The following is a 24,790-nucleotide window of genomic DNA, read 5'->3' as shown; positions in this document are numbered from 1 at the left end:
AGACAATCCGCGTGCCGGCGGCTTGGGCCTGCTGCTCGATCTGTTGACTTGCGAGGGACAATGGCAGGCAAGTTGCGTCGGCGAGAATATGAGAACAGGTCGCTTGCCTGCCAGTTGCAGGCGTTCGACCTTTATCGTACCAAAGGCCGAAGTCGCCAGGAGCAGCCAATCACTTCTTTAGTCCGGACGGCTGCTGCTCTGCTTTTCGGACTACGGGTCTAAGTGTTACCTTAGCTGACGCCCGTTAGTGACGGTCAAGCAGGCGAGCTACACGCGTGTAGAGTGTTCACGACGACTGCAGTGTCGGCGAGTGCGCGAGGAGATCGCGCCGCACCATAGAGGACAAATTGATGACGGCTACCAAGCCAACGATGAAGATGCCCGAGTTACTGGTCTTCGCCAAGTCGCTCGCCGTTGGCTTCGTAAGTGCGGAGGTTTGGCGGGCCGCCTTCTACCTCGGTGCGAACTTCGCTCAGACGTTGTCTGGCATACCCCTCTGGGCGAAGGCCGGTGGGGTACTGGCCGGACTGCTGCTGTGTCTGATCTACTCAGTTAAGCGGGGCGCGCACAGCGCTGCTGCGCGGATGGGCCGCAGCCTCCGCCTCGATCTACTGATCGCCATCGGCATCGGCATCTGGACGAACGAGTTGGCCTCGCCTTGGTTGGCTAAAGCTCATGCAGCACTTAAGAATGCGGATCCTCATTGGGCGCCAGCGGTCTTCGCTCTACTCTGCGCCGTGCTGTTGTCGCCACTGGTTCAACAGTACTGGCCGAGACCCCAAAGAACGACTCCCCAGCTGTACTTCCTTGCGGATGAGGAAATCGGAGACGAGAACGAAGATCTGCTTGCGAGCGAGGCGCAAGCCAAGTCGTTCGCGGAGACCGTTCTCGCAAGCGGTGCCCACCCAGGGCTTGTCTTCGGGGTCGATGGACCATGGGGAGTCGGCAAGACAAGCTTCATCAACCTGGCTGAGCGTTACTGGGCAAGAGCAGAAGACAAGGCCATTGTTTGTCGATTCGAACCCCTTCGGTATGCATCAGAGCCTGACCTTGCAGACCGCCTGATTCGCGACTTGTCCGCCGCAATTCAACGAAAGGTCTACGCTCCGGAGTTTCGGCCGGCGGCGTCGCGGTACTCCCGGTTGATAAAGGGAAAGGCCGACGTATCGTTCCTTGGCTTCAAGCTTTCCTTGGAACCGTCGCAGGAGACCGTTGATGAACTGCTCGATGACATCGACGAGGTCCTTAGGCGCATTGGCCGTCGCGTGATCATTGTCATCGACGACCTTGACCGTTTGGACGCAAAGACTACAAACAACGTTCTGTTCGCAACGCGGCGAACGTTCAAACTCTCGCAGGCTACCTATGTCCTCTGCTACGACACGGAGGTACTTGCTGGAAGCCAGGAGGAGGGTTCGAGGGCGCGGGAGTTTCTTGAGAAGTTTGTGACAGTCAAGTTGAGCTTATTCGTTGACAGCTCAAGCATTCGGGACTTCTTGCGGAGAGACTGGCAACGCGCAGACAACCAACTCGGCTCGATTCCTTCCGACACAATGCTGAAGCTTGGCGCAGTGCTCAACGAGTTGGCAAGCATTTTAGACGGTGACTTGGCGGCGAAGTACTTACCCCTTGTCGGCGACCTGCGCAAGGTAAAGCGCTTTGTCAACGCCATGCTGCTCATGCAGATTGAGAGGAGCGACTTAGGCCGGACGGACTTCAATAAGCGCGACCTCATCAACCTCATGCTCTTGCATCTGAACTACCCTGGATTGTTCAGGCGCATCTACGCAGAGGAGACGGAGGGACGTAGCGGGACCTTCTCTGTGCGTCGCGAGTACGGAGAACCAGAGTTCAAGAACTCTGCTGACTTCTCGAAGCTTGTGGCGGACCACAAAGGGACCGCAGGATTCCTATTGACACAGCTTTTCGACGTGACGAGTTTGGAGCTTGGTGATCGGAGCGCCGTTGAGGAGGCAGTTCTGAGGTCGCGCGCGTGCTTCAACCATGAGGACTTGAGGAATCTGGAGGGGTACCTCAAGCTCATTGTGCGGTTCGCAACACCAGAGCCACGGGAGACATTTGTTCTTTACCAGGAGGCCGTGGAACGAGTTCGGAAGGGGACGTCTATTGCTTCGGTGCTGACGTCGCCTGACTTCCGATTGGAACGCGGGGAGCATGCGCATGACCAATTCTGGAGGGTGCTTGTCAATCAATCTCATGATTTCACTCGCGCTGTCGCTGAAGACGCCATTGACACGCTCATCGACTATATGCCGCGCTACTCGGCAATCGAGAACCAAGATAGCGGTTTGCGGCAGAGGTCGATCTACTCCCTATTGCGGCTCTTGGATCGAGCTGGTTGGGGAAGGACATCGGGTCGTCGTCTTCCGAATACCGCGGAGAACGTCATAGAGATCGCATGGCGGATCTTTGGCGAAAGATCCTATGAAGGCAAAGGTCTAGTCCAACGGCTTGCCAGCAGCGATCGCGGCGTCCTCGGCTGGAACGATCTCATGTTGTTCAGACTCCAATGCTCCGCAGATCGTCAAGGACAGATTTACAATCTGCATTCAGCCCTCATCGTCCATCAGGATGGGAGTGCTGCGACAACAGGTTTGGTCAGTAATCTCGCATTGATGGGAATGAGAAGACTGTCTCAGGAGGTCTTCGCGCTGTTCAAGCGAACCTACATTGATCCGCGGCGAAACTTTTTTTCAGAAGTCAGTGATGCCCCAGTTGAAGCGTTTCTCGGCGAAGCTTCGTCTCAACTTGGTCAGCAGGCCTCAAGGGGCGAGCAATCCGAGCAAAGTGCCCCTTCGCTTGCTCAGCGCGTTTCCTCGGCGCGCTCTGCCGTCAAATCCTTCGTGGTCTACCAACTGAGCAATTCACTGCCCCCAAATGGGTCAGGTGTGGGCTGCGGGCATTACGACGAGTGCGGGGCTGGTGATGGTGGTGGCATAGCAAGGCAGATGAACGAGTACGCGTTTGGCGTCTGCTTCAACCCCGACTTCCACGAGGACAACGTCTTCCATTTCCTCGACCACTGCCTGTCGCATTTGAGTAACTCATTCTTTGCGGGCGGAAATGAAGAGGGCTACTTTGCGTCCAAAGCTGGGCTTCCAGGAGGTTTTGATCCGAAGGAGATGGGACGGTACTGGAGCCAGCACCGGCAACTCATTCGCAAACGAGTCCTGCAAGTCGAAGAGCGGGACGTAGTCACACCCAACTACATTGCTTCGTATCGCGAAGATCTGGCTGGAGTCTTCACAGTACTTGATGGATTGGTCGACGAAGCAACAGCGCTTGAGGTGGAGTCCGACAAGCTTCTGCCGAACCCGTCTTGAGCAGGGTCGGACGGGGGTTGAGCCCGCCTCTGGGCGGTGCAGCCAGCGTTCAGAATACCTAAACCTTACGATGAGCCGGTACGGTATTTGGTGCCGTCGAAACTAGCCGCAAGTAACGACGGGGCGCTGGAGCCTGGCTGACCGCAATTTTCCGAAGTGGTGATGAGATTTTGGTTATCACTGGCTGCAACACGCTGCTGACCGGTCATCTAACGGAGTTCCTCCAAGGACCTCAACGGGTCGACAAGTGACATTCAACTTTCCGGCACACTGGCAATGCCCGGCCAGCGGAGATGCGGCATCAAGCGCTTCGCTAGCTCGGGCGACCAATCTTAGACGGGGCCGGGCCCAACTTCGTCATCCGCCGGCGGTGCAAACTGCGAAAAGAACGCGTCAATCTGCTCCATCGTCAACTCGCCCTGGCCAATCGTATTGGGGGTGACCTGGGCGGCGAGGATCTGTTGCATCGTGTGGGCGGACGCCGCCGGCGTCGGGCTGCCAAGCTCGGCCTCGACATTCACTAGCTCGGACATAGCTTCCTCGGAAAGGCCTACGACCGTCGAGTCTGCGGAGCGGGGGTGATGCGCCATGCTCTGCGCCGCCAGCACCGAATCCGCAATCCACCGCGGCGAGCCGGGCGCCTGCCCCAGCGATTCGCTAGCCTCGCTGTCCAGAATTGCATTGAGCTGCTGATCGGGTGTCATGTCGCTGGGATCGACCAGGTCATCCAGCCCGCTCGGCCATCCAGAGCCGCCAGCAGGAGAAACTTGAGAAATGATCTCGTCCTCTTCCTCGAACTGGAGGTCTGGAGGCGGGGCGAAGATGAAGTCCTCGCGCACGTTAGCGACGGGCGGCGCCCCGAGTACTTCCGCAACCGGGCGGCGCATGAGCGCTAGCGGATCGGGGAGGCCGTGTTCGTCCAGAACGCCAGCAACCGTTTCAAATGCACCCTCCGTAGCCAGGACGGCGGCAAAGTGAGTCACGGGCGCGCGGTCGGCAACAGAATGCCGCTCGCCTAGCAGCTCGTCCTGGGAGATGGATTCGTCAACTGGCTGGGCAGGGACTGTCGGAGCGGCGCCGGGAAGCCCTTCCGCAGCGTAGCCGGCAGGGAAGGTCCCACCCAAACCCAGTGCGTGCTTCGCTGCCAGGTAGAGCACGATCCCTCGCTCCATCGGATTGATACCCTTCTCCACGGTATCCAGAGCCTTAGCCACCTTGCCAAGGGTTTGGAAGAGCGGCAGCACCGGCTCCGACGTAGCCGAGGCGACGTGGGAAAGGTGCGCGACCTGCCTCACATAGCGCATGTAGTCAAGCATGCGCTGGTGTACGTCGATTGAACCGCCGGTACTGGTCGTCCGAATCGGCATGCACAAAGCGGCCACGTCTTCATCGGTAGACGGGGCCACCTGCAGGAAGCGGTTGATGTGAAATTTCTGATTGTTGAGCTTGGTGAGCCAGCCTCCCATATAGAACGAGCTGATGCGGCGTGTGACCCCGAGAGCGTTCATGACGCCCTGACCTGGCTTCATCGTTTGCATCTCGTTGAATGAGACCCGCTCGATCTCCGTGATCGAGGCATTCTCTTCGCGCCGGAAGTTCTGGCCAACCTGCTCAAACCGGTTGTAGACACTCACATATGCTTTGCCGACGATTTCGCGCACGAGCTCCCATGTCTTCTTGGGATCGTCGATCTTCATGAAGACCTTGTTCACGGTGTTTCCAAGCATAGCGCCGGCTTCCGCGGCGCGACTACCTTCCGTGAGCTTCTCAAGGTCCTGGGTGGCGGCCATTAGCGACAGACCCAAACTGCGTGCCTGGGCGAACATCACGGCGATGCCATCGGCGAAGTAATAGCCCAGTTCATCAAGTGCGGCGATATAGGGGTAGGGCGCATTCGTCGCCTTGGAGTCGAGCAATTCCTCGCGGCTACCCTCAAGCTCCGCCCCGAGGTTCTTGGCCATCATCACCCGCAAGCAAGCAATCGTGAGCTTGCCGAGGTTCTCTGCCTCCTGGCTCGACTTCTCCAGAGACGGGATAAGCAGGAATAGGATCCGGTTGTGGAGCGCCACGTCGATCATGTCGATTTCGGAGAACGCGGAACGGAAGATATAGCCGTACGTCTTGTCCAGCAGGTTCAGCACCGGCATCAGCTGGCCAGTGCGATAAGCGTGCTGCTCGTAGGCGACGTTGTCCTGCTCATTTGACGGGGCGCGGCCGCCGGGGCGAGCTGGCCCGCCGGGCGCGGCCCCCGGATCGACAATCCTGTTGTTCTTCTTCAGAAGCTTTTCCACCTGGTAGGCCGGGCAGCCCGAATCCAGATAGTTCTTGATGCCGACATAGCCGTAGGACCAAGATTGGTCGGCGCGCTCCTGCGCCTCGTCGTATCCCTCGAGGTACAGCTCCTCGATCTTGGGCAGCGCCAGGTAATCGATGATCATCCCGACTGACAAGGCGGTGCCCTGGGTGTCGCGCTTATAGCAGAGGGCGGTAATGACCGCCCGCCAAAGCGCGAGCGCCTTCTCCTGCCAGGCCTTGCCGTCGCCCTCGGCCTTCGGCAGCAGATTCGCCCCCATCTGAATGATGGTGTCGGCATCGGCCCCTGAAAACGGGTTGATCTTGTTTGTGCGGCGCCGGCGGGATCGGGCGACCTGCTGGGGGGTCTTACCGCCCAACAGGAAGTTCAGCACCAGGAATGAATCGTCGCGACCGAACGCTCGGGCCATCGTGTAGCCGTCGGCAGGGAGCTTGTTGTCGGCTTTGCCGTCCGCGGCAAAGAACCCGCTCCCCCAGCAGAGTGCGTTGTAGAAGATTCCCTTCAAGGTCTCGCTCTTACCGGAGCCCGTGGAGCCGAGGATCAACCAATGCTTGCGCAGGTCGTCGTCACTCAGCCAGCACTGCTTGAACTTCTCGAACGGCGAGTCGGAGCGGACATCGCCAATCAGCAGGATGCCGTCCCCCTTCTTGCCTTCCGGGTCCGTCGTGCCATTGGAAGCCGGATATCGGTAGGGCAGAACGCTCTTCAGGCTCATGACCCCCCAATGCGCCAGGAGAAATGCTGGGGCAACAAGCGGCAGGAGCACCGGAGCTGAGCTGCAGAGATACACAGTTGGGCCGGCAACGAAGAGGAAGTTGGAGGGCTTTGACAACCACTCTTGCGCCCGCTCAGTCCAAGGGCGTACGTCGGCAATCCGCCGGCTGATTGGAACTTCGTGATGGGACTCGATGAACTTCGTCACAGCGCTCGATGTGGAAGGTTGCGGGCTTTCTGGGCGGCGAGATTATTGATCTCGCAGTACGTGTTGGCAGACGGCGATAGCGCCAAGGAAAGCCGCTGCGGCATGCCCGCGGCCGGATGGCGATCCGATCAATCCGCCGATCCGTGAGAGGTCAGTCTGGCCGGTATCACCGGTGGCGATCCCGGAGATGGACCAGTCGATCAATGCTTCGCGCCACGTTGCCAGGATGCCGGCCGCCGTCGCTCCACTGGGATGCGCCTTTTCACGGATGAGGCTCAGGCTGGGCCCCATTGCTTCAGCCAAGGCCTTGACCGCTGGTGCTCCACCGGGTGAGCGGCCTGCAGTGAGGGAGATGGCGTCGCCAGCAACGTCCAGCAGGATCGCGGTGATTTGCCTGCCGTCGCCTTGGGTTACTGCTTGACGAACGTCGTCCAAGGCGCTTGGCACGAGGAAGCGATCCATGCCAATTCCCGCGGCGCCTGCCATGACCGCGTCAGTGAGTCGCTCGAGTTCGAGGCTCATTTCCGGACCTCGTTTTGCTTCAGGAACACGGAAAGGGTCTCGGCCGTGTCGCCGCCGGTCGCAATGACGCCATTCGGCGCGATGATCGTCGGAGTGCCGGTCAGGCGAAGGTAGTGGAAGAAGAGGTTGCCAGCATTGACCTTGGTGGTGCCATCCTTGCAGACCTCCCCCTTTGGGGTGGGCGGCTCATCCCCCTCCAGAGCCTTCTTCCATGCGCTGACTGGGTCCTTGCTGCATTGGATATTGACGGCCAGGGCTTCTCCACCGGTCTGGAACCCGACGGGAATGATGATCGGCTTATAGCGCGCGGGAACTTGGGTCCAGATTGGCTCAAGGGCGCGGCACGCCGCGCAGGCCGGATCCGCCAGGACATAGAAAGGAAAGCCGCCGCCGCGCAGTTGAATACCGACCTTTTCGCCCATCGTCCTGAGGTTGCCCAGATCAACGTCATTGAGCTGGTTCCCTGTGACATCCATGTCCTTGTCAGGACCGGACGGCGCGAGCGGCGTGGACTGCGCTAGGGGCTGGGGGAATCCCGGTGACGCAAGTGTGGCAGCCAAGCCCGTGTCCGGCTGGGGAGCGCGCTCATCCTGCTGCTGAGCATTGCCGCGATGCCCCATGGCGAAGACAAGCGCCGCGGTGAGTACTCCGCCGGCGACAAGCCCGCCATAAGTAAGGCGTTTGCGACGGAGGGAACGGCTGATGCTGTGCAATGGCTCAGCGGGCGGAAGGGACGGCGCCGGCCGCACAGGCGGTACGGCCGCGGCTCGGGTTTCGTACAGTGCGGCGTGAACCTTCTTCGAAAGCTCGCGCTGGATCTCCAATGCCGTTTCCCGGGTGGGTGCGTAGAGCTTGAGAGCATTCATGCTGAGCGGCGCCATCAAGGTAAGGTTGATGGTGTGGCGCCGCTTGTTCTCCAGGAGGTCAGGCGTCTCCTCGATCGACACGGCGAAGCCGTTGGCAAACGATTCGGCGGGAAGGTCTGCAGTTGCGGCTCCGCCTCCTGCAATGACAGCTGAAATCGAAATAATCACTGCGGAACCGGGCTCCGCGGCAGGCAGGCGGCTAACTTCGACGGTATTCGAGGCTTGGTTGTGGTCCATGGGTAAGGAAGGTATCGGTCGTTGGATCAGTGCTCGCTAGGCGGTGGCGGCGGCGGGGCGGCGTTTATCGCTGCAAAGGCGTCCAGGATGGCTGTGCTGGACGTGTGCCAGGTGTCGGCTTTCTGCCACCAGTCTTCGTTGTCGTCCGCGCCGGCCCGCCAGCTTTCCCATTCTTCAGTCAGGCCCTGATGGACGTACTTCGACAGGACGATGTGCTCGAAGGTGTTGTCTTCCCGGCGCCTAATAGGCAGATATCCGAGGCGGGCACAGCGGACTTCGAACTCGGCCTGGCTGAAGGCCAACGCGCCTTCGGTGTGTGGCGTCTCGCGGCCTTCCGAGTCAAGCACGTAGAACATCACCCGATCGGTCGGCTTGAGCCAGATGAACGACCAGGGGCCAAACTTGCCATTGCGACGTGCTTGTTTCAGTAGGCCAAAGAGGAACGTGTATTCCCAGTGATGAATCTTGGCGAGGTTGCGGACGAGGGGGTGCGCCCGCCATTTCTCGAAGGTCTCGAGCGCCAGCGGGATCGACAGGTTGGCCATGCCTGTCGCGGATCCGAACGCAGACAGATTTAGGGCGTCGTAGAGGCGACGGCTCTCCGTGCGACCGGTCGGTCCGCCAAAAGCGTAGGGAGCCATGATGGCAAAGATGACCTTGCCGGCGTCCGACAACCGGTCTGGGAACACGACCTCCTCGGGTTTGCGCTTCATGTCGCGCATCAGATTGACGATCCGCCGGCCGAGGTAGCGCTTCTGAACGAGTTGCTCGCCGCCAACCGCGATAAGGCGGTCCGCTTGCAGATGCTGCTCGAGGCGCTCGGCGTGGACGGTTAGCTGGCTGTCGCGGTCAGCGTTCGGGATGTCCACGCTGTCGGACGCTTCGTCCACGACGAGGATGGGCTTGCCACCGGCGCGCGCGCCGCGCAGGAACTCGTCCGGGAAGGTCTGACGGCGCCAGCCGGGCAACCGATCGTCGATCAGAGCCTTCTGGATCTTGACCACCGGGGCGATGTCGGTGAAGACCGTGATCATGTCTTCGGCCAGCCGCTCTGGGGTCATCTTCGCGTTCAGGCGGGACCGCTCGACTTTGCGAACTTGACGTAGGAAGAGAACCGCCGCTACACCAAAGAAGGCTATGGCTGCTGGACGCAGTGCGACGTTGCAGTAGCAGATCCAATCCAGTAGCCCAATCCGGTTGGGGTATGCCCGGTATAGGGTATAGGTGGCGTTAAGGTCGGCAGGCGTGGTCCCACCAACCGAACGCGGAAGCCAGTGGTACGGGGTCGCGAACAGATCCAGCACGGGGGTGAAATAGTAGACGACCAGATGGGAACCGACCATCCAGATCAACCCGCCGAAGATGGCGATCGTGCCGAGAATGAGTAGTCCCCACGACAGAACGCCGTCTTCTTCCTTCTTAGGCTGCGCCATCAGAACACCCCGCGGGAGAGAATGCTCTGGTATGCGCCCCAGACTTTCCGGATGTAAATCTCCTGGTACTTCGCGGTCGGAGAGTGGTACTTGCCAATGGCGCACCAGATATCGCCCCGGCCTGTCCGGCGGCACCAGTCCCATTCGGAGCGCAGTGCGTAGCCCTGGACCATGAGGGCCTGACACATGTTTGTCAGGAGCTCGGACTTGGGAATACCGAAGCGCTCGACCATAATGCGCCCCCAAGACCGGCTATTCACTTGGGCGGGCCCCCAATCTTCGCTCCCATCTGTGTTTTGCCCAACGACGCCAATCCGGCCACCAGACTCGACCTTCATGATGGCGAGGAGGGCAACGGCGGGAACGTCATATCGAGCGGCAGCGTCGGCGACGCATTTCGCCGGGATGTGCGCCGGCAACATTATCTGGCGCGAAGCGTCGACCGTCGCCCCGACTGGCGCTTGTGCATTTGCACTTGTCAGGGCCGAAAGCAGTAGCACTGAGCCCGCGAGTGCGGATTTCAGAGGGAAGCGGTTCTTCACTTGAATAAGCGGTGGAAGAAGTCGTCGCGCGACAGGAAGGCGCGGAAGGTGATAAGGGCCCGCAGATCAATCTGAGCCTGGTAGAGGGCACACTGAATCGTGCGCGCTCCGCAGATCAGTGCGCCGAGGCCAAACGCAAAGACGCCGATCAGGAATCCGATAACACCGGGGAAAAACCAAACGACGCCGAACATCAGGCACAGGAACACCCAAGAGGTAGCGAGCATTGCCCACTTTGCGCGCACAACGGCACGCCGTTGGTCTGCCAATTGCTCAGCGGTCCAGGCATTGCGGGCGAACAGCGCCTCGAAAGCGGTGCGCTCATCATCGGCCTCGATGAGGGCCGCGGAGGCGGCAGCCTGCTCTTTCAGTTCATGGAGCCGCTGGTAGGCGGCCTTGATGCCCTTGGCCGCATTCGCTGACTCGGATGCAAGGCGGATGTACGGGGCAGCGAGTACTTTCGCCAGGGAGCTGGCAACACCCATCAGAGCTCTCCGTTTTCGCCGCCGGACGGCAGTGTGCGCTCGTCTCGGATGGCAGCAGCGAGCCGAGCGAGGCTGTAGGGATTGAAGAGGGCGGCCCACGAGCGGCTCGCTGTCACGTGCTCGCGCATGGCAGCCAACTCCGGGACCTCGTCAATCAGCTTGGGATCAATTTCCTGAACTGCTCGGGCCGCCTCCAGGAGATAGTCACCCGACAGACGTTCGAGTAGCCCGTCCACCTGCTCCAATGCGTGGCTGCGGGCGGGTTCAGGCTGGCTCACAATCTGCGGCAGCCCGGCAATCAGCTTGCTCAACGCAGCGCGCTCGAGTTGCGCGCGGCCAAGTGGGCTTTGAGTGCCATAGAGCACGCTGGCCACACCGTCGGCGAACAGCCCATGGGTTTCACGCTCTACGCGACTCATAAAAACGGCGTCCTTGATATTGCACGGCAGCATGATACTACGAAATAAAAAATGTGGAGGGAATCTTCTTTCGGGAGCACCGTGGGACCGGCAAAAGGTGTCATTCGCGCGTACGGGCGGCGAGGAAGGCTGAATCCGAGATCTCGCCTCGCGCGAGCTGGCGCGCCGCGGCTGCGGCCTCTCTGCTGCGTCGAATCTCGCCGGCGATCGCGCTACTCGCTTCCAGGACACGCGCATAGGAGCGGCGCTCCTGCTCGGAGCACTGCATGGGGACGGCCTTCCCCGCTGCGATAGCAGCGTCGAGCCTGGCGAGGAACTCCCGCTCCACCATATCCGGCCCTGCACCGACCGCGAAGACCGAGCGAACGGTAACCCGGGCCCGTATGGCTTCGTCCGGTAGGCGCATGGCTGCGTGCAGAAGCCGCTCACCCGCGGAAGGAATTGCAGGCGTGGCGACTGGTTTGGCTGTTGGCGGGCTGGGCTGGTGAGGCAGGGGAAGGGCGGTGAGTGCCCCAATCCTCTTCACGCGCGCGCTCAGGTCTACCGCGAGTGGGTTTGAGGGATCCAGCTTCTCTATCACGCGCGCGGCGCGTTGTAGTAGGCTGCGCCTGCCTGGTTCGTCCGCCCCCTCTACCAGTTCGGCCAGCAGTTTGCTCAGGGCCTCCCCGATACCAAGGTGGTGATCCTCCCTGAAGACTGCCGGACCATGGGCACGAACGTATTCGTCCGGATCTAGGTAATCGGGCAGCAGGAGAAACTGAAACCGATTGGCGGCCGCATAGGGAATGACGAGGAAGAGGGCGCGGAGCATGGCTTTTCGTCCGGCCGCGTCTCCATCCATGATGAAAAGTACATCCTTGGTGTGCGCCAGGATCTGCTCGATCTGGATCTCGGTGAGCGCAGTGCCCATGCTGGCCACCGCGTTCTTGACGCCTTTCGCGGCCAGGGAAAGCACATCCATATAGCCTTCGACTACGCAGGCACGCTGGGCTCCGCGAATGGCACTGATCGCTTCATACAGGCCGTAGACGACCTCACCTTTGTGAAAGATTCCGGTTTCAGGTGTGTTGAGGTACTTGGGGCCCTCGTCCCCGGGGAGGACGCGCCCGCCGAACGCAATGGGCCGGCCTTCCTTATCCCGGACGCCAAAAATGATCCGCTTGCGGAAGAAGTCCCAGCGGGTCGTCCGGTCCGGGGTGACCTTCTCTTTTGACAGGCCGGCGGCGATCAGGTCGGGGTTCTTTGCATAGTCGCCGAAGGCTGTCTTCAGGAACCCAAACTCGTCCGGAGCGAAGCCGATGACGTAGCGCCGCGCGATATCGGGAGAAATTCCGCGACTCTCCAAGTACGCGATTGCCTCGGGCGCGCGCGCAAGTGCCGAAATGTACGCATCGGCTGCGATTCGGGTGACCTGGTAAAGGTTCTCGGCCGGCACCGCCGGCAGCACCTGCTTGTCGGTCGGTCTGGCCTTTACCACCGGTGCCGGCCGGGGAATCGGGTTTGGGGTGGTTCCAGAGTGCGGAAAAGGGATACTGGCTCGCTCTGCCAACAACTCCACCGCCTTCGGGAAGGTCAAGCCGTAGGTCAACTGCGCCCACTTGACGGCGTTGCCTCCCGCCCCGCAGCCAAAGCAATTGAAGAACCCTTTCTCCGCCGAGACGGAGAGGGAAGCCGTGCTGTCATTGTGGAAAGGGCATTTGCCCATCACGGTCGTCCCGCCGCGCCGCAGATCGACCGATTCGGAAACCAGGTCTTCCAGGTTGGTGGCTTCATTGACGCTGTTGATAAAGGCGTCAGTCAGGCGTGGCCGGGGCTCGAAACGAGGCCCGGGCTTGCGGGAGGAGAAGCTCATGGTGGGCAGCCGTACTATTGTGTATCACCATCCTACCATGCAACATGATGGGTGCTTGGGCTCAAACCCTTGACACTGCAAATTCATGTAATTAAATTGCTAACTAACATATTGAAACGCAAAATATAATGGCGAAGTCGCCGGAGTGTTTTGATCTGTAGGCGAGGGCCTACGGGGACCATCGATGACCGCTAATCTGGATCCGTCCGCTCTGCAGCAATTGCGCCGGCAGCTTGTCGCGCAGCTCGACCGGCTGCCGCAACGCGACGCAATCGACCTGGCCGATGCCAACCAGTGGATTGACTACGTGATCGCGACAATGCCCCATGAGGCGCCCTGGCACATGACCAGAGCGGGTGGCATTGGAGGGAGCGAGATTGGCGGACTGGTGAGGAACTACCTTGGCCACCGGGCGGACTTCATGTTCAGCGCCCACGATTGGGCGATGGAGAAGCTGCTCAAGAAGGTGCCTACGCCCACGACCCCGGCGATGCTGCGTGGTAAGGAGTACGAGGACAACCATCGGGGCCGGTTCTACCAGCAGTTCGGCACCAATCGGGACGCGGTTGCCTACGGAAAGCTGGCGAAAGCCCAAGGCACCCGCCCGTGGATGCGTTACTCGCCCGATGACCTTGTGGTCCTGCCTCGGCAGACCATGGAGACCGCCGCGGGGGAGGTCTTGGTCCAAGGCCGCTACCTTACTGATTACAAGTCGCCGACTTCCGTCGACGAATCCGAAGCAGTTTCCTTCCAGTACACGGCCCAGCTCCACCAAGGCGCCATCCTATGCGCAGAGCAAGGCATACGGATCAATGGCGCGATTCTTTCCCAATTTGACTGGGCCAACTGGCGGCTTCGCAATGACTTTGTGCCGATCCGGCCGGAGCTCTGCGACCTGATCCGCGAGACGGGCGATCACTATTGGGCATGTGTCCTGCGCGGCGAAATTCCGCCCTACATCCGAGCCCAACGCATGGAGATTGAGGACGCGCAGCGCGAGGCCTGGGCGCCCCACGCGGCCCGGATCGCGCGCCAGCTCGCACTCTCCAAGGCGCTTGGAGACGCGGCAGAAGCCGAGCGCAAACGCCTTGTGACGGGGTTGGAGCTGAGCACCAGGCGGTTTGGCGGCGAGCGCCTGGTTTTCGCTGGCGACTTGTCGGTGACAGCGAGCGCATCCATAAATCTCGAAAAGGCACGCGAGCTTCTCGGCGAAGCGGTGCTGTCGACCTGCACGAAGAAGGCCAGCGGCAAACCCAAATACGACACCGAGAAGATGGTCGCCTTCCTGACGGAGCAGCGGGTTGGGCTCGACCAGTTCATCGTGCCCTCGTACGACAGCTCAAAGATCTACCAGGCGCTGGCTGAGCATGGCCACGACGCCGACGCCGTGGAAACCGAGACGATCAAATTTGCCGCGGATAAGAACCTCAAGGCCCAGGCGGAAGCCTGGGTCGAATCGAACTTTGCCCCGCTCATTTCTCCGAAAGAAAGTGAGGGCGAGGAAGACGACGGGCAGTCGGAGCATGAGGTGCCCGCCATCCAACGCGAGCGTGCCTAAGCGACCGATCGAACCCAATCAAGCCCCATCATCTCTTCTAAAGGAGCTCATCATGGCATTCAGCCAACGCGGTCCCGGTCAAGGCAAGGTGACCTTTGCAGAAATCAACGCCAAAGAAGGCACCATGAAGGTGAACACAGGGGAGCGCGATCAGGCGACCGGTAAGATGATCTACCAACCGGTCGATACGATCGAAGGCCAAATCAACGGCTTCCAGATCCGCGAGCAACCGAGCAATAACCCGCAATACAAGGACAAGACCGTTGCGACGATCTACTTTGCGGACAACACCGCCGTCAGCTTCTCGCTGAAGTCCGGTGGCGATGCAACTTACTTCGGTGCGCGCCTGATCGCCAAGCTACTCGGTTCTGATCTCAGCCGGCCGCTGTCGATTACGCCCGGTCTGACCAAGGCCGGCGAGAAGATCGGCGAACAGGTCGTTAAGTCGGATATGGCATGGGTGAGTGTCAAACAGGACGGGGAGCCCGTCGCTCCGAACTATGGCGTCGATGCGGAGGGGAATCCCCTGCAGGGTCTTCCAGCAGCGCCCTTCCACAAGCTGGCGAACGGCCAAGATTCGAACCAACGCGACTACAGCGCGCTGAATGAGTGGGTCGAGGGGGCGACCGGTTACCTCAAGGAGACCGTCGACAAGATGCGAGAAGCGGCGAAGAAGCCGGATCAGCATGAGCAGCAAGGTGCGACTGACGACGACTTCATCGATCCGGACGACATTGCACGTGCTGCTCAGCAGCGCGAAGCCGCCTAACCGCCCTCTCAGGGCGCGGGGATCACAGCGCCCGTTTTGGCCTGGCGCCACCTGGTGCCGGGCCCTTTTTTCCTGAAACAGTCCCTGGGTGACCCCAGAAATCGGTCTCCGGTGCACGGAGCCGTAACCTTGCATCGGAGTGCGCGATGTCTGCCACGACCAAGTGGATCGACCTGAATGACCCCGTTGGAGTACGCCTGCGTGTTGCCTCGCTGGATAACCGCCTGCTCTATGTCATCACCGGCATCAAGGCCGGAACGCGGCTATTCAACAGGGTCATTGAGGACCTGAAGTTCCGCTCGAGCCCGACTGGCGCCTACCTCATTCGCCCTTTTCGCGAAGGAGAGCAAGCCCGTCCCAGCGAGTTTCGATCCATCTGGCCGAATGCCGCCACGCGGGTGATGACCCGCAGCGAGTTCTTCATTGACCTCGACGCGGCGCGTCGCGGCCGTGCAAACCGGGAAGAGGCGGCGAACCAACAGCGAGAGCAGGAGGCCGCCGAACTCGCCCGACTGATCGAATCGGGGTTCTTCCTTGGCCGCAACGCCGACGGCGCACGGATCTTCGAGGACATTACTGGCCGATCCCTGGTGACTGATGGTGGCGCGATGATGCGCGAGGGCACGGGCATGGCCCCAACGTCCTTTCTGCGCGCTTCGACCGAACGTGACCTGATAGCCTGTGCGCGAGGCTTCCTGCGTGAGGTCAGCCTGGGTGAGATCCAGCGCGAGGCGGACTTCAATCGTTTCGTGCGCGCTACGTTCCCCGACGCGCCCACGGATGCCGCGAGCATGCGGATGGCCTGGAGCGCCATTGAAGCTGCGTTTGTTGAATACCTCATGCGGGAGCATGACAGTGCCGCCGCTGCGTGGGGTGATGCCGTTCACATCTACGAATCCATGCCCGGGGGGGCGCTCACGCGGGAGGTGGGTGTGGCCCCGGTACCTATGCCCATTGCCTTGGCCACGCAGCGCCTTCTGGCCATCGGGCCTGCGCAGGAGGGCGCCTCGGAACCTAGCGTGCTTGTGCCCTCGGCAGGCAATGGCGCCGGCTTTGCCAATTTGCCGGAGGGCGTGAAGATCCTGGCTGTCCGATCCGAGGCAGGCGGTGCGCTGGCCGAGGCCAACATCCACTGGAACCCGGGCGTAACGTGGGCTGACAGCGTGGATCCGCAGGCACGACACGATGGCATTCTCGCCCACAACGTGGACTGGCAGGCCGGTACACGGGGTGAAGGCATCGCGGCCGCCGGCGCCCTGTCGGCTTCGCTGCAGCCGGGCTCGCGCGCGGTGCTTACCCTGGACGCCGGCGAGATGCAGTCGGACTCCGGGCGGCTGGCGCCCGAGATGCGGCAATATCTAGCCTCCCTGGAGGCCGTAGGTACCATTGAGTACGCATTCGACGTCTCGCGCGCGCTGACGCAAGCCGGCGGCGCCCCGAATGGTACCCGAGTAATCGTCTTCCGGAACCAGCCGCGGCGTGCCGACGACCGCCAGTACGCGGAAGCCGACAAACTGCCGGTTTGCTTCGACTGGGACGGCGTCAAGACCATCGTCGACGAAACGCTCACCTTGCGTGAGAACGCGCCTGAGCTCGAGGTCGACCCCGACGAGGCCATCAAGGTCGGTGATCTGCGGGAAGAGAACCGCTACCAGCGCCCGTACACCGCCTTCTCCCGCACCGGGGCTGGCAGCACGATGGTGCCCAAGAACCTGCAGGCCTCGCTGAGCTACGCCTTGGCGAAGCTTGAGGAGGAGCGAGGCCAGATCGACGAATTCGTGGCGCACGAGCTGGGCATGGGTTACGAAACCCTTCCGGAGCGATTCTCGCCCGAGCAGATCGATTCCGTGGCGCTGATGATCAACCGAGTCCAGCAAGGCCGCGGTGCGATCCTTGGCGACGAAACGGGGATCGGGAAAGGCCGCAGCCTCAGTGCGCTGGCCGCGTGGGCAAACAAGCAGGGCAGGCCGGTGATCTTCTTCACTGACCGCGCGAACCTGTTCTCGGACCTGGCACGTGACCTGATCGATATTGAAGAGTGGGGCCGTTTCCGCCCGTTCATCACCAACCAGGATGGCCAGATCCTCGATATTGCCGGAGAAGGCCAAGTCCTCGCCGAGCCGGTGCCGGCCGCCAGGATGAAAGCGATCCTTGCGGATAACCTGTCGCCTGAGCAAATCGGGGCGAACATAGTCTTCACGACCTACTCGCAGGTTAATTCCAAGGACTCCCCCAAGGGCGACTGGCTGCTCAACCACTGCCAGGACGCCTTGGTGTTCTTCGACGAAGCGCACGTGGCGGCCGGCTCCGACTCGAATACCGCTGAGCGTGTGCACCAGATCGCGGAAAGCGCTTGGGGCGTCGTCTATTCGTCGGCGACGTGGGCCAAGGCCGCCAAGAACCTGCACATCTACTCACGCGCCTTCCCGGAATCTGTGAATATTCAACAGGTTACTGACGCGATGAACCGCGGCGGCGAAGAGTTTGGCGAGGTGTTCTCGGCGATGCTGGCGCGCGACGGAGGCTTTATCCGACGTGAGCACGATCTGTCGAAGATCGACTTCGTGGTGGAAGTCGACGCAATGCGAACGGACCGCAATACGGCAGTGGCCGGCCAGGTCTCTGAAATCTTGGGCATGATGGCCATGGTCTCCGGAGAGATCGACCACCTGTTGCAGCGGGCCAACTCGCAAACCAAGTCATTGTTGCTGGCTGCGCAGGCGGCGCGTGAGGAGATTCGCAGGGCTGAAGCAGCGGAGGAAAAGCGGGAACAGGAGGCGATTGAGGCGGTTGAGGAACGGATTGCGCAGTGGAGTGCTACGCGCGCAAATACCGCAGCCCAGCGCGAAGCAGCACAAACTGAGCTGGCAAGCTTGGTCGCCGCTCGCGCGCCAGCGGACCCACTGTCGCAAGAGGAATTGGCTGCTTCGGGCCGCATTGATCAGTACGCGGTGGGGCTGGAGGAGACCGACGCCACCTTGGAGGGACTGCGCGGCCAACTGGCACAGGCAAAAGCGACAGCGCGGGAGAACGCGCGCACACGCGTGGGCCGCGCGCGCGCCAGCATCACCCAGGCCGCGGGACGGCTCTTCGCCTCGCGATTCGGTACCGGCGGCGCCATCTACCAGGCGATGCGCCGCACCCTGGCGGCGCTTTCCGCAGACCATGCCATCGAACGGTCCCTGAGGGCGATTGAAGCTGGCCGGCGGCCGGTGATCGTCTTCGAGGACACCGGCGAAGCGATGGTGCGTCAGCTCATCGAGGAGGAGACGCTGCGGATGCAGCGGGTGGCCCAGAACGCCACGCAGGAAGAGGCTGGCCAGGATGCCGAGCTCGTCAATCAGGCGACGCGGATCCTCGACGAGCGGATACGTGCGCAGTCGCAGGTCGATACCATCCGGATGCCGACGCTGCGCGACCTGATGAAGGCGCTGGTGAGCCGTCTTGGCGCCATCCGGTCGGTGGAGGTCAGCGCGGACGATGAGGATGGTCGCGGCGCGCGGGCCGATGACGACCAGGACCGCCTCGGGGGGTTGGCCATTGCGGATGTCCCTGGAGTTACGCCAGATCAGCTCGCGGCGTATCGCAACGGTATCGAGCAGATCATGGAGAAGGTCGCCGCGTTGCCGGAAATGCCGATCATGCCGGCGGACGTGATCCGGGTGGGGCTGGAACAGGCTGGGCAGCGTGTCGGCGAGATCTCTGGCCGCGGGCTGCAGCTCACCCCGATCGACCCCGCCCGACCGGCTGGGCTTGCCAAGATCAGCAAGCGTGCACGCAAGAAGACGGACATCATGCGTACGGTCCGGGACTTCAACTGGGGCCACCTGGACGTGCTGACGATCAATCGCGCAGCCGCCACCGGTTTGTCGCTGCACGCGTCGCCGCGCTTTGGCAACACCCAGCAACGCGAGCTAATCGAGTTTCAGATTCCGGAAAATCCGACCGAGCGTATTCAGTTGTTCGGTCGGGTGAACCGCTTCGACCAAGTGGTGGCGCCTCGGATCTCGATCTTGACCACTGGCCTCTATGGGGAGATGCGCACCCTGATGATGCAGAACCGCAAGCTTGCGGGACTGTCGGCCAACATCCGCTCATCGCGCGACAACGCCGCGCTGATCGAAGATGTACCCGATCTGCTGAACCGGATGGGCGACGAGGTCTGCCGTGACTACCTGCTCGAGAACCCAGGAGTTGCCGGGCGCATGTCCATCGAGCTGCGCAGCGCCCAGGACGCCGCCGGACTGGCCAACAAGGTCACGCAGCGCATCGCCCTGCTGTCGCCGCGTGACCAGAAGAAGGTCTACGACGACCTGTACATGGCCTACGAGGACGCGGTGATTCAGAACGAGATCGCCGGGGAAAGCTCCGGGATCAAGGACAATGACTGGCGTGCCGGCACCGAACGTGAAGTCCTGGCATGGGGTACTGACCAGAACCTCGAGCTTCTGAGCGCTTTCGACGGCCCGGTCTACCTGCGCGACGTTGCGTATGAGAAGGACTATCAGCCGCTGCAGTGGGCGCAGCTCGAGGCACGGATTGCGGAGCAGATCGCCGTGCTCAAGGACTCCGACCGGACCGGTCGCGTGCCGGTGCGTGGCGTGGTGCGTTCCATGACCGCCCCGATGCTGCGTACCCTTGACCGCGAAGCGGCTGGGAGCGGGGCCGAGCGGGCAGAGCAGTTCGCGCGCGCCATCTTTGAAGAGATCATCGACGAAATCCCGGCGGAAGCGATCCCCGGCACCGAGGAGGAGGCAGCTGGCAAGCTGAAGGGTCTGGCCTCGATTGGCGGGAAGATGCTGACCTTCGGAGCTCGCGTGCCTGGTTCCGAGATGGAGTTGCGCCTGATGGCGCTGATGTCTCGCTCCGGCGAAACCGCCACCATTTGGCACTCGAACCCGGAGGCCGCCCAGATGGAAGGCAAGCCGGCCGGCATGCAGTGGCGGATGAACGTGAGAGCGGCTGTGATGAGCGACGGAGAGGCCTGTGCCGCGGCCCTGCTCAAGCTAAACACCTGGAGCGCCGATGACATGCCCAGCGACGCCTGGTGGGTCGAGCGCTTCCGCCGTGAGTGGGGTAACGATCCCAGGTTCGAGGCGCTCACCTTCATGCCGGCAGCCCGCAAAGCCGCTGAAGTCCTGGAGGCGAAAAAGCTGATTGGCTTGTCCCAAACCAAGTTCGGGACGATCGAGGAAGCCTTGGCCGACGATGAGCACAATGCCGTCAAGGAATCCCATCAGCGCAAGCTATTTGCAGAATCGGTGCTCCCGTACCTGACTCCCGGTACCCAGATCTGGGTGCGGGAGGAAGAGGGCAGCAAGTTTGCGCACTTTTTTGCTGACCGCCGGATGGTAATCGTGGGCGTCGACATGCCTCCGCCCAATGAAGAGAGCATGCTGTCCAAGTGGCGGTTCCACTTGGCCAGCCCTGGCGAGGAGAAGCCAGTCATCCTGTCTGCTTCACACTTGCTGCGCCGTGCCGGCGCCGCGCCCGAGTTTCCGCGCATTCACATCGACGGTAGCCTGTTCAGCCAATCCAAGCGCTACGAGTTGCGCGATGCAGCGCGTCGCTTCAACGACTTTGAACCTGGCCCGGTCCGGATGACTCGGTCGCTCTTGGTCGGCAACCTGTTCCAAGCTGCTGAGTGGGCGGCTGCAACGAAGAAAGGGACGGCCATCACCTACACCGACGAAACGGGGCAGCGTCATCGGGCGATCTCCATTCATAAGCGCGGGTGGGGCGGGGAGTCGGAGTTCAGCGTCATGTCGATGCCGCTGCGCCTCCACCAGAAGGGCATGATCGTCAACTTTATTGAGGCGGCTGTAAGCGGCCGTGGCGACCCGGATCACGTGGATTCCGGGCGCGTTTATGCCTACGTCTCGTTCAAGTCGGCGCTGTTGTCCGGCCAAGTTGGTGCCAAGAACGAGAACTGGTTCAACCTCGATCTGACCAACAACCGCATCGAAATGGACCTGGAGAAGTCCGAAAAGACCAAGTTTGTGAAAACGATGCGCCAGGCTGTCGAGCGTGACCAGAAGGCCTGGGAAGCGACGCACCCTGACCAGCCATATCCCATCACCCTAGTGCTATCGGCGTCTAAGACCGCAAAATCGGAGAGCCGAACGGTGATGTATATCGGACTGCCGGAGACATGGGAAGGCCGCGAACGCCTGATCCACGCGATGGTGAAGAGCCAAGGTCTGCAGCTCTATGTGTCCCGCCGCAACCGAGGCTCCTTCCGGACTGCCCGCTTGGCGGAGCAACGCTATTACGAGCAGCTCGTCGGCCCGCTGGCGCAGGAGCGTGCCGCGCGCGTGGCGGAGCAGGAGGAACGCCGGCAACAGGTCCGGCAGTTGCTGGCGGCCGGTGTGGAGGCGGGCGCCGCCGCGCAGGAGGCGCAACTGGCCCAGCCAGTAGCCAACTCAGAGGTATTGGACGTTGTGACGGGCGAGCCGGCAGCCCGACCGGATGGTATCGGTGATCCCTACGACGAGGCGGATCAGGCTCGGGTTGTCGCATCTCCGCGGGAGCTTGGCTAAGCTGTTATCTTGTGGGGTAGAATATGAAAACGAAATAAGAAAAAGGAAACACCGTTGAGAATCGAGCGCCTCTGGGTCCCTGAGAAGCCGAGTGTCGGCAAGGACATCGTTCAAGCCCTGGTCCGAACAAAGCGCGCCCGGGTTCTCAACGCGAGATCCGCGGCGGCGGATGGTTACTTTGCCCTCGACAGCGGCGACGTCATTTGTCCACTGTTCGGGCATATGCTGACCATGTTGCCGCCGGCGGCATACCTGACCAAGGAGCAGAACGCCGGCAACTACTTCGACTTCCTTCCGCTGGTCCCGCAGCCATTCAAGTACGAGCCAAAGCCGGATGTAGACGAGAAGGGCAAGGCGCATCCGCCGAAGCGCTTCAACCTGATCGGGGAACTATCGAAGAAGGCTGGGCAGATCGTCAATGCTTGTGACATCGACCGGGAAGGGCAACTCATCTTTGATGAGATGTTCCTTTATTGGGGTCTCGATCCAGCGGGCAGTCGATTCCTCCGCGCCAAGATCACTTCGAAAGCGGAAACGGACCTCGACCGGTCGGTCACCACCCTGGAAAAGAACGGCTCTGAGCACTGGGTTCGCCAGCGGATGGCCGCTAATGCCCGCCAGGTCATGGACTGGCTGCTCGGCATGAATGGATCAATGGCCTATCAGCAGCTCACCGGTGTCAAGACCATGTCCGTGGGACGTGTCCAGTCGCCGGTACTGGCCATGGTGGTGTTGCGGGACCTAGCGATTCAAACGTTCAAACCTCAGACCTATTACGTTCCAGTTGTGACGTTGGCCGACGGGACGACCCTGCGCTGGGAGAAGCGCAAGGACGCCGCGGGCACGGCGGGGTTTGACGCGGCAGGGCGCCTCATCGACAAGGCCTTGGCGACAGGCCTGGTAGGAGCGATCAAGGCGGGCGCGCGCGGCTCCGTCGCGGTGGCGTCCACGACGGTCGAGCGGGAAAATCCTCCGTTGCCCTTCTCCATGGGCCGGCTGCAGGCGACTGCTTCCAAGCAGCATGGATTGTCTATTGAGCAGGTTACCAAGGCGGCCCAAAATCTCTACGAGAAGCACAAGGCGATCACCTACGTTGGCACGGACTGCGAATACCTTCCGACCGCAATGCATGCGGACGCCGGAAAGGTAATCGAGCAACTCGCATCTGTGTTTCCGGGCCAGTGCGCCAAGGCGGACCCGGCTCGGAAGTCCCGCGCTTTCAACGACGAGAGGGTGGACGAGCACTTTGCGATCATCCCGACCGGAATTGTGCCGGCCCTGTCGGACGCTGAGTACGCTGAGCGCGCCGTTTATGAAACCGTCGTGCGCCGTTACCTTGCACAGTTCTATCCTGCCTATGAGTACCAGAAGACCAGTCTAGTCGTGATGTTCGGTCCGGATGAGTTTCGCGCATCCGCGCGTCGAGATTTGGTGCTCGGTTGGCGTGAGCTGGAGAGGCCCGATGCCAACGAGGCTGAACCGGAGGCACCTATTGGCAGCCGAGAGTTGCCGAAGCTGGAAGTCGGTCAGCAGATCGTATCAACGGGCGTTACTCTGGAAACTGGGCAGACCAAGCCTCCAAGCCGCTACGACGAGGCGAGCCTCATGGACGACATGATTTCGGCGTACAAGTTCGCAAAGACTGATCGAGACCGTGAGCTGCTTAAGGAGACGCAAGGTATCGGTACATCCCGTACTCGGGGGCCGATTATCGCGAACTTGCTCAAGCGTGGATTCCTTTTGTCTACCAAGAAGGGAAAGCGGCATGAGATCAGCTCCACACCCTTTGGCAAGGAGACCATTGGCCGGCTGCCGCCGTGGCTGACGGATGTGACCACCACTGCAAAGTGGGAACTCATGCTGAGCGCAATTGCTCGGGGGGAAGCCGACATGCAAAGCGTCATCGAGTCCCAGGTCCAATACGTCAAGACCGTGATCGAGCGGGCAAGGATGCAACTCGCACCCCAACGATTTGCAGCGAATGAAAAGGGCGCCGGGCCCGCAAAACGGGCGGCTTAAGGCGTTGCCCATCCATACCGACCACTGACATTGGAGAAGTCTGTGCACGACAGAAACAACTCTCGACCGCAGGAAGGGCGGGCAAAGAGCCTGCTTAACGACCTTCTGTCGTCCATGGCCGGGCGGCCGCAGGAGCAAGCAATGTTTACCGCCCTCTTTGTTGACGGGAAGCCCTCCGCGGCCGTCCGGAAGGACTTGAACCTCTCCGAACAGGAATACCAGGAGCAGCACCTGGCAATGATGCGTCGCTTCCGAAGCGCGAAAGAAGTTTCGGTGTAATGGGAGACACCGAAATGAAAGCCGCTATTCAGAAAGCCTACGCGCTGGACACCCCGCCGGAATGTGAAGCTGCCGGCCCGGACGCATGGAGCATCGAGGGCGCAGCCCGTTTCGCCAATCGCCTGTTATGGTCCGCCCTGATGGACGTCGTAGCCGTCGAACAGGCCGGTGCCGCCGGGCGCCCGATCTCAGCCGAGAAGCAGGAGCTCGCCGACGACGCTTGCGTGTGGATTGCCGGAGCCCAGGACTGCCGAGTGACCTTCGACATGTGTGTCGAGCTCCTATTTTCTTCGGACATTCCCGACCTGGCCGATAGGCTGCGCGAGGCCATCGAGGCCGAGCCCGCCCGCGTTCTCACACTGGTGGCAGAGGCAATGCGTGAAGCCGAGTACGAAGCGGCAAGGTATAGCTTCATGCAGCGCACGCCTGTCGACGACGCGGCACCACAAACGACCGTAGATCAGGTGCAAGAGCCTGATCCCGGGAAGAGCGATCGGACGTCAAACACCGGCGCAGCAGAGCTGATGATCGACTTGCCTCCGCTGCCAGTGCCGAACACGATCGAGGTGCGGGCGCTCGCCGGCGGGCAGTATCTCTTGCCGCTCTTCGATAGCGAAGAGGATCTGGAGCATCTCGCCAGCGCGGATGACTACCGGTCAGCTCCCATCGAGCGCCTGCGAGGAATGTGAT

The 24,790-nt window shown here is 61.4% G+C and carries 15 protein-coding genes; 7 read left to right on the top strand and 8 right to left on the bottom strand.

Going from position 1 to position 24,790, the window contains the following annotated elements; translation table 11 throughout:
- Positions 1–350: 350 nt before the first annotated feature.
- A complete protein-coding gene (locus tag K307_RS22375; protein WP_042882902.1) occupies positions 351–3,344 on the top strand; it encodes a KAP family NTPase in 2,994 nt (997 codons plus the stop codon).
- 332 nt (positions 3,345–3,676) lie between these two features.
- On the opposite strand, the gene K307_RS44495 is transcribed toward K307_RS22375, so the two are convergent.
- The 8 genes from K307_RS44495 to dnaG form a co-directional block, all read right to left on the bottom strand.
- Positions 3,677–6,373, bottom strand: a complete 2,697-nt coding sequence (locus K307_RS44495) for a TraM recognition domain-containing protein (protein WP_051975102.1) — start codon at positions 6,371–6,373, stop codon at positions 3,677–3,679.
- 249 nt (positions 6,374–6,622) lie between these two features.
- Entirely contained in the window at positions 6,623–7,102 is a 480-nt protein-coding gene (locus K307_RS22365) for a hypothetical protein (protein ID WP_042882900.1), read from the bottom strand.
- Positions 7,099–8,205 carry a thioredoxin fold domain-containing protein gene (locus K307_RS22360; RefSeq protein ID WP_042882899.1) on the bottom strand — a complete coding sequence of 369 codons (1,107 nt, stop codon included), beginning with the start codon at positions 8,203–8,205 and terminating at the stop codon, positions 7,099–7,101. Before K307_RS22360 ends, K307_RS22365 begins: the two co-directional genes overlap by 4 nt.
- A 26-nt stretch (positions 8,206–8,231) precedes the next feature.
- Positions 8,232–9,638: a hypothetical protein gene (locus K307_RS22355; protein WP_042882897.1), complete on the bottom strand. Its 1,407-nt coding sequence runs from the start codon at positions 9,636–9,638 to the stop codon at positions 8,232–8,234.
- Complete coding sequence (locus tag K307_RS22350; protein ID WP_155301251.1) at positions 9,638–10,180, bottom strand: lytic transglycosylase domain-containing protein; 543 nt, start codon at positions 10,178–10,180, stop codon at positions 9,638–9,640. The genes K307_RS22355 and K307_RS22350 overlap by 1 nt, the downstream gene beginning before the upstream one ends.
- Positions 10,177–10,665, bottom strand: a complete 489-nt coding sequence (locus K307_RS22345) for a hypothetical protein (RefSeq protein WP_042882895.1) — start codon at positions 10,663–10,665, stop codon at positions 10,177–10,179. The genes K307_RS22350 and K307_RS22345 overlap by 4 nt, the downstream gene beginning before the upstream one ends.
- A complete protein-coding gene (locus K307_RS22340) occupies positions 10,665–11,117 on the bottom strand; it encodes a hypothetical protein (protein ID WP_042882888.1) in 453 nt (150 codons plus the stop codon). The genes K307_RS22345 and K307_RS22340 overlap by 1 nt, the downstream gene beginning before the upstream one ends.
- Positions 11,118–11,184: 67 nt before the next feature.
- Complete coding sequence (dnaG, locus tag K307_RS22335; RefSeq protein ID WP_051975100.1) at positions 11,185–12,936, bottom strand: DNA primase; 1,752 nt, start codon at positions 12,934–12,936, stop codon at positions 11,185–11,187.
- A 184-nt stretch (positions 12,937–13,120) separates the two neighbouring features.
- Between dnaG and K307_RS22330 the strand changes: the two genes are divergently transcribed.
- The 6 genes from K307_RS22330 to K307_RS22305 all read left to right on the top strand — a co-directional run bounded on the left by K307_RS22330 (position 13,121) and on the right by K307_RS22305 (position 24,789).
- Positions 13,121–14,494, top strand: a complete 1,374-nt coding sequence (locus tag K307_RS22330) for a hypothetical protein (RefSeq protein ID WP_042882887.1) — start codon at positions 13,121–13,123, stop codon at positions 14,492–14,494.
- Positions 14,495–14,546: 52 nt separating this feature from the next.
- Entirely contained in the window at positions 14,547–15,263 is a 717-nt protein-coding gene (locus K307_RS22325; protein ID WP_042882886.1) for a hypothetical protein, read from the top strand.
- A 146-nt stretch (positions 15,264–15,409) separates the two neighbouring features.
- Entirely contained in the window at positions 15,410–21,802 is a 6,393-nt protein-coding gene (locus K307_RS22320; protein WP_042882884.1) for a strawberry notch C-terminal domain-containing protein, read from the top strand.
- Between the two features lie 54 nt (positions 21,803–21,856).
- A complete protein-coding gene (locus K307_RS22315; protein WP_042882881.1) occupies positions 21,857–23,821 on the top strand; it encodes a DNA topoisomerase in 1,965 nt (654 codons plus the stop codon).
- Between the two features lie 42 nt (positions 23,822–23,863).
- Positions 23,864–24,100 carry a hypothetical protein gene (locus K307_RS22310; protein ID WP_042882879.1) on the top strand — a complete coding sequence of 79 codons (237 nt, stop codon included), beginning with the start codon at positions 23,864–23,866 and terminating at the stop codon, positions 24,098–24,100.
- 14 nt (positions 24,101–24,114) lie between these two features.
- Entirely contained in the window at positions 24,115–24,789 is a 675-nt protein-coding gene (locus K307_RS22305) for a hypothetical protein (protein ID WP_155301250.1), read from the top strand.
- Position 24,790 lies beyond the last annotated feature (1 nt).

It is taken from the genome of Cupriavidus necator A5-1 (genome assembly GCF_000744095.1).
Taxonomy (GTDB): domain Bacteria; phylum Pseudomonadota; class Gammaproteobacteria; order Burkholderiales; family Burkholderiaceae; genus Cupriavidus; species Cupriavidus necator_A.
This window is presented reverse-complemented; position numbering and strand designations above follow the sequence as displayed.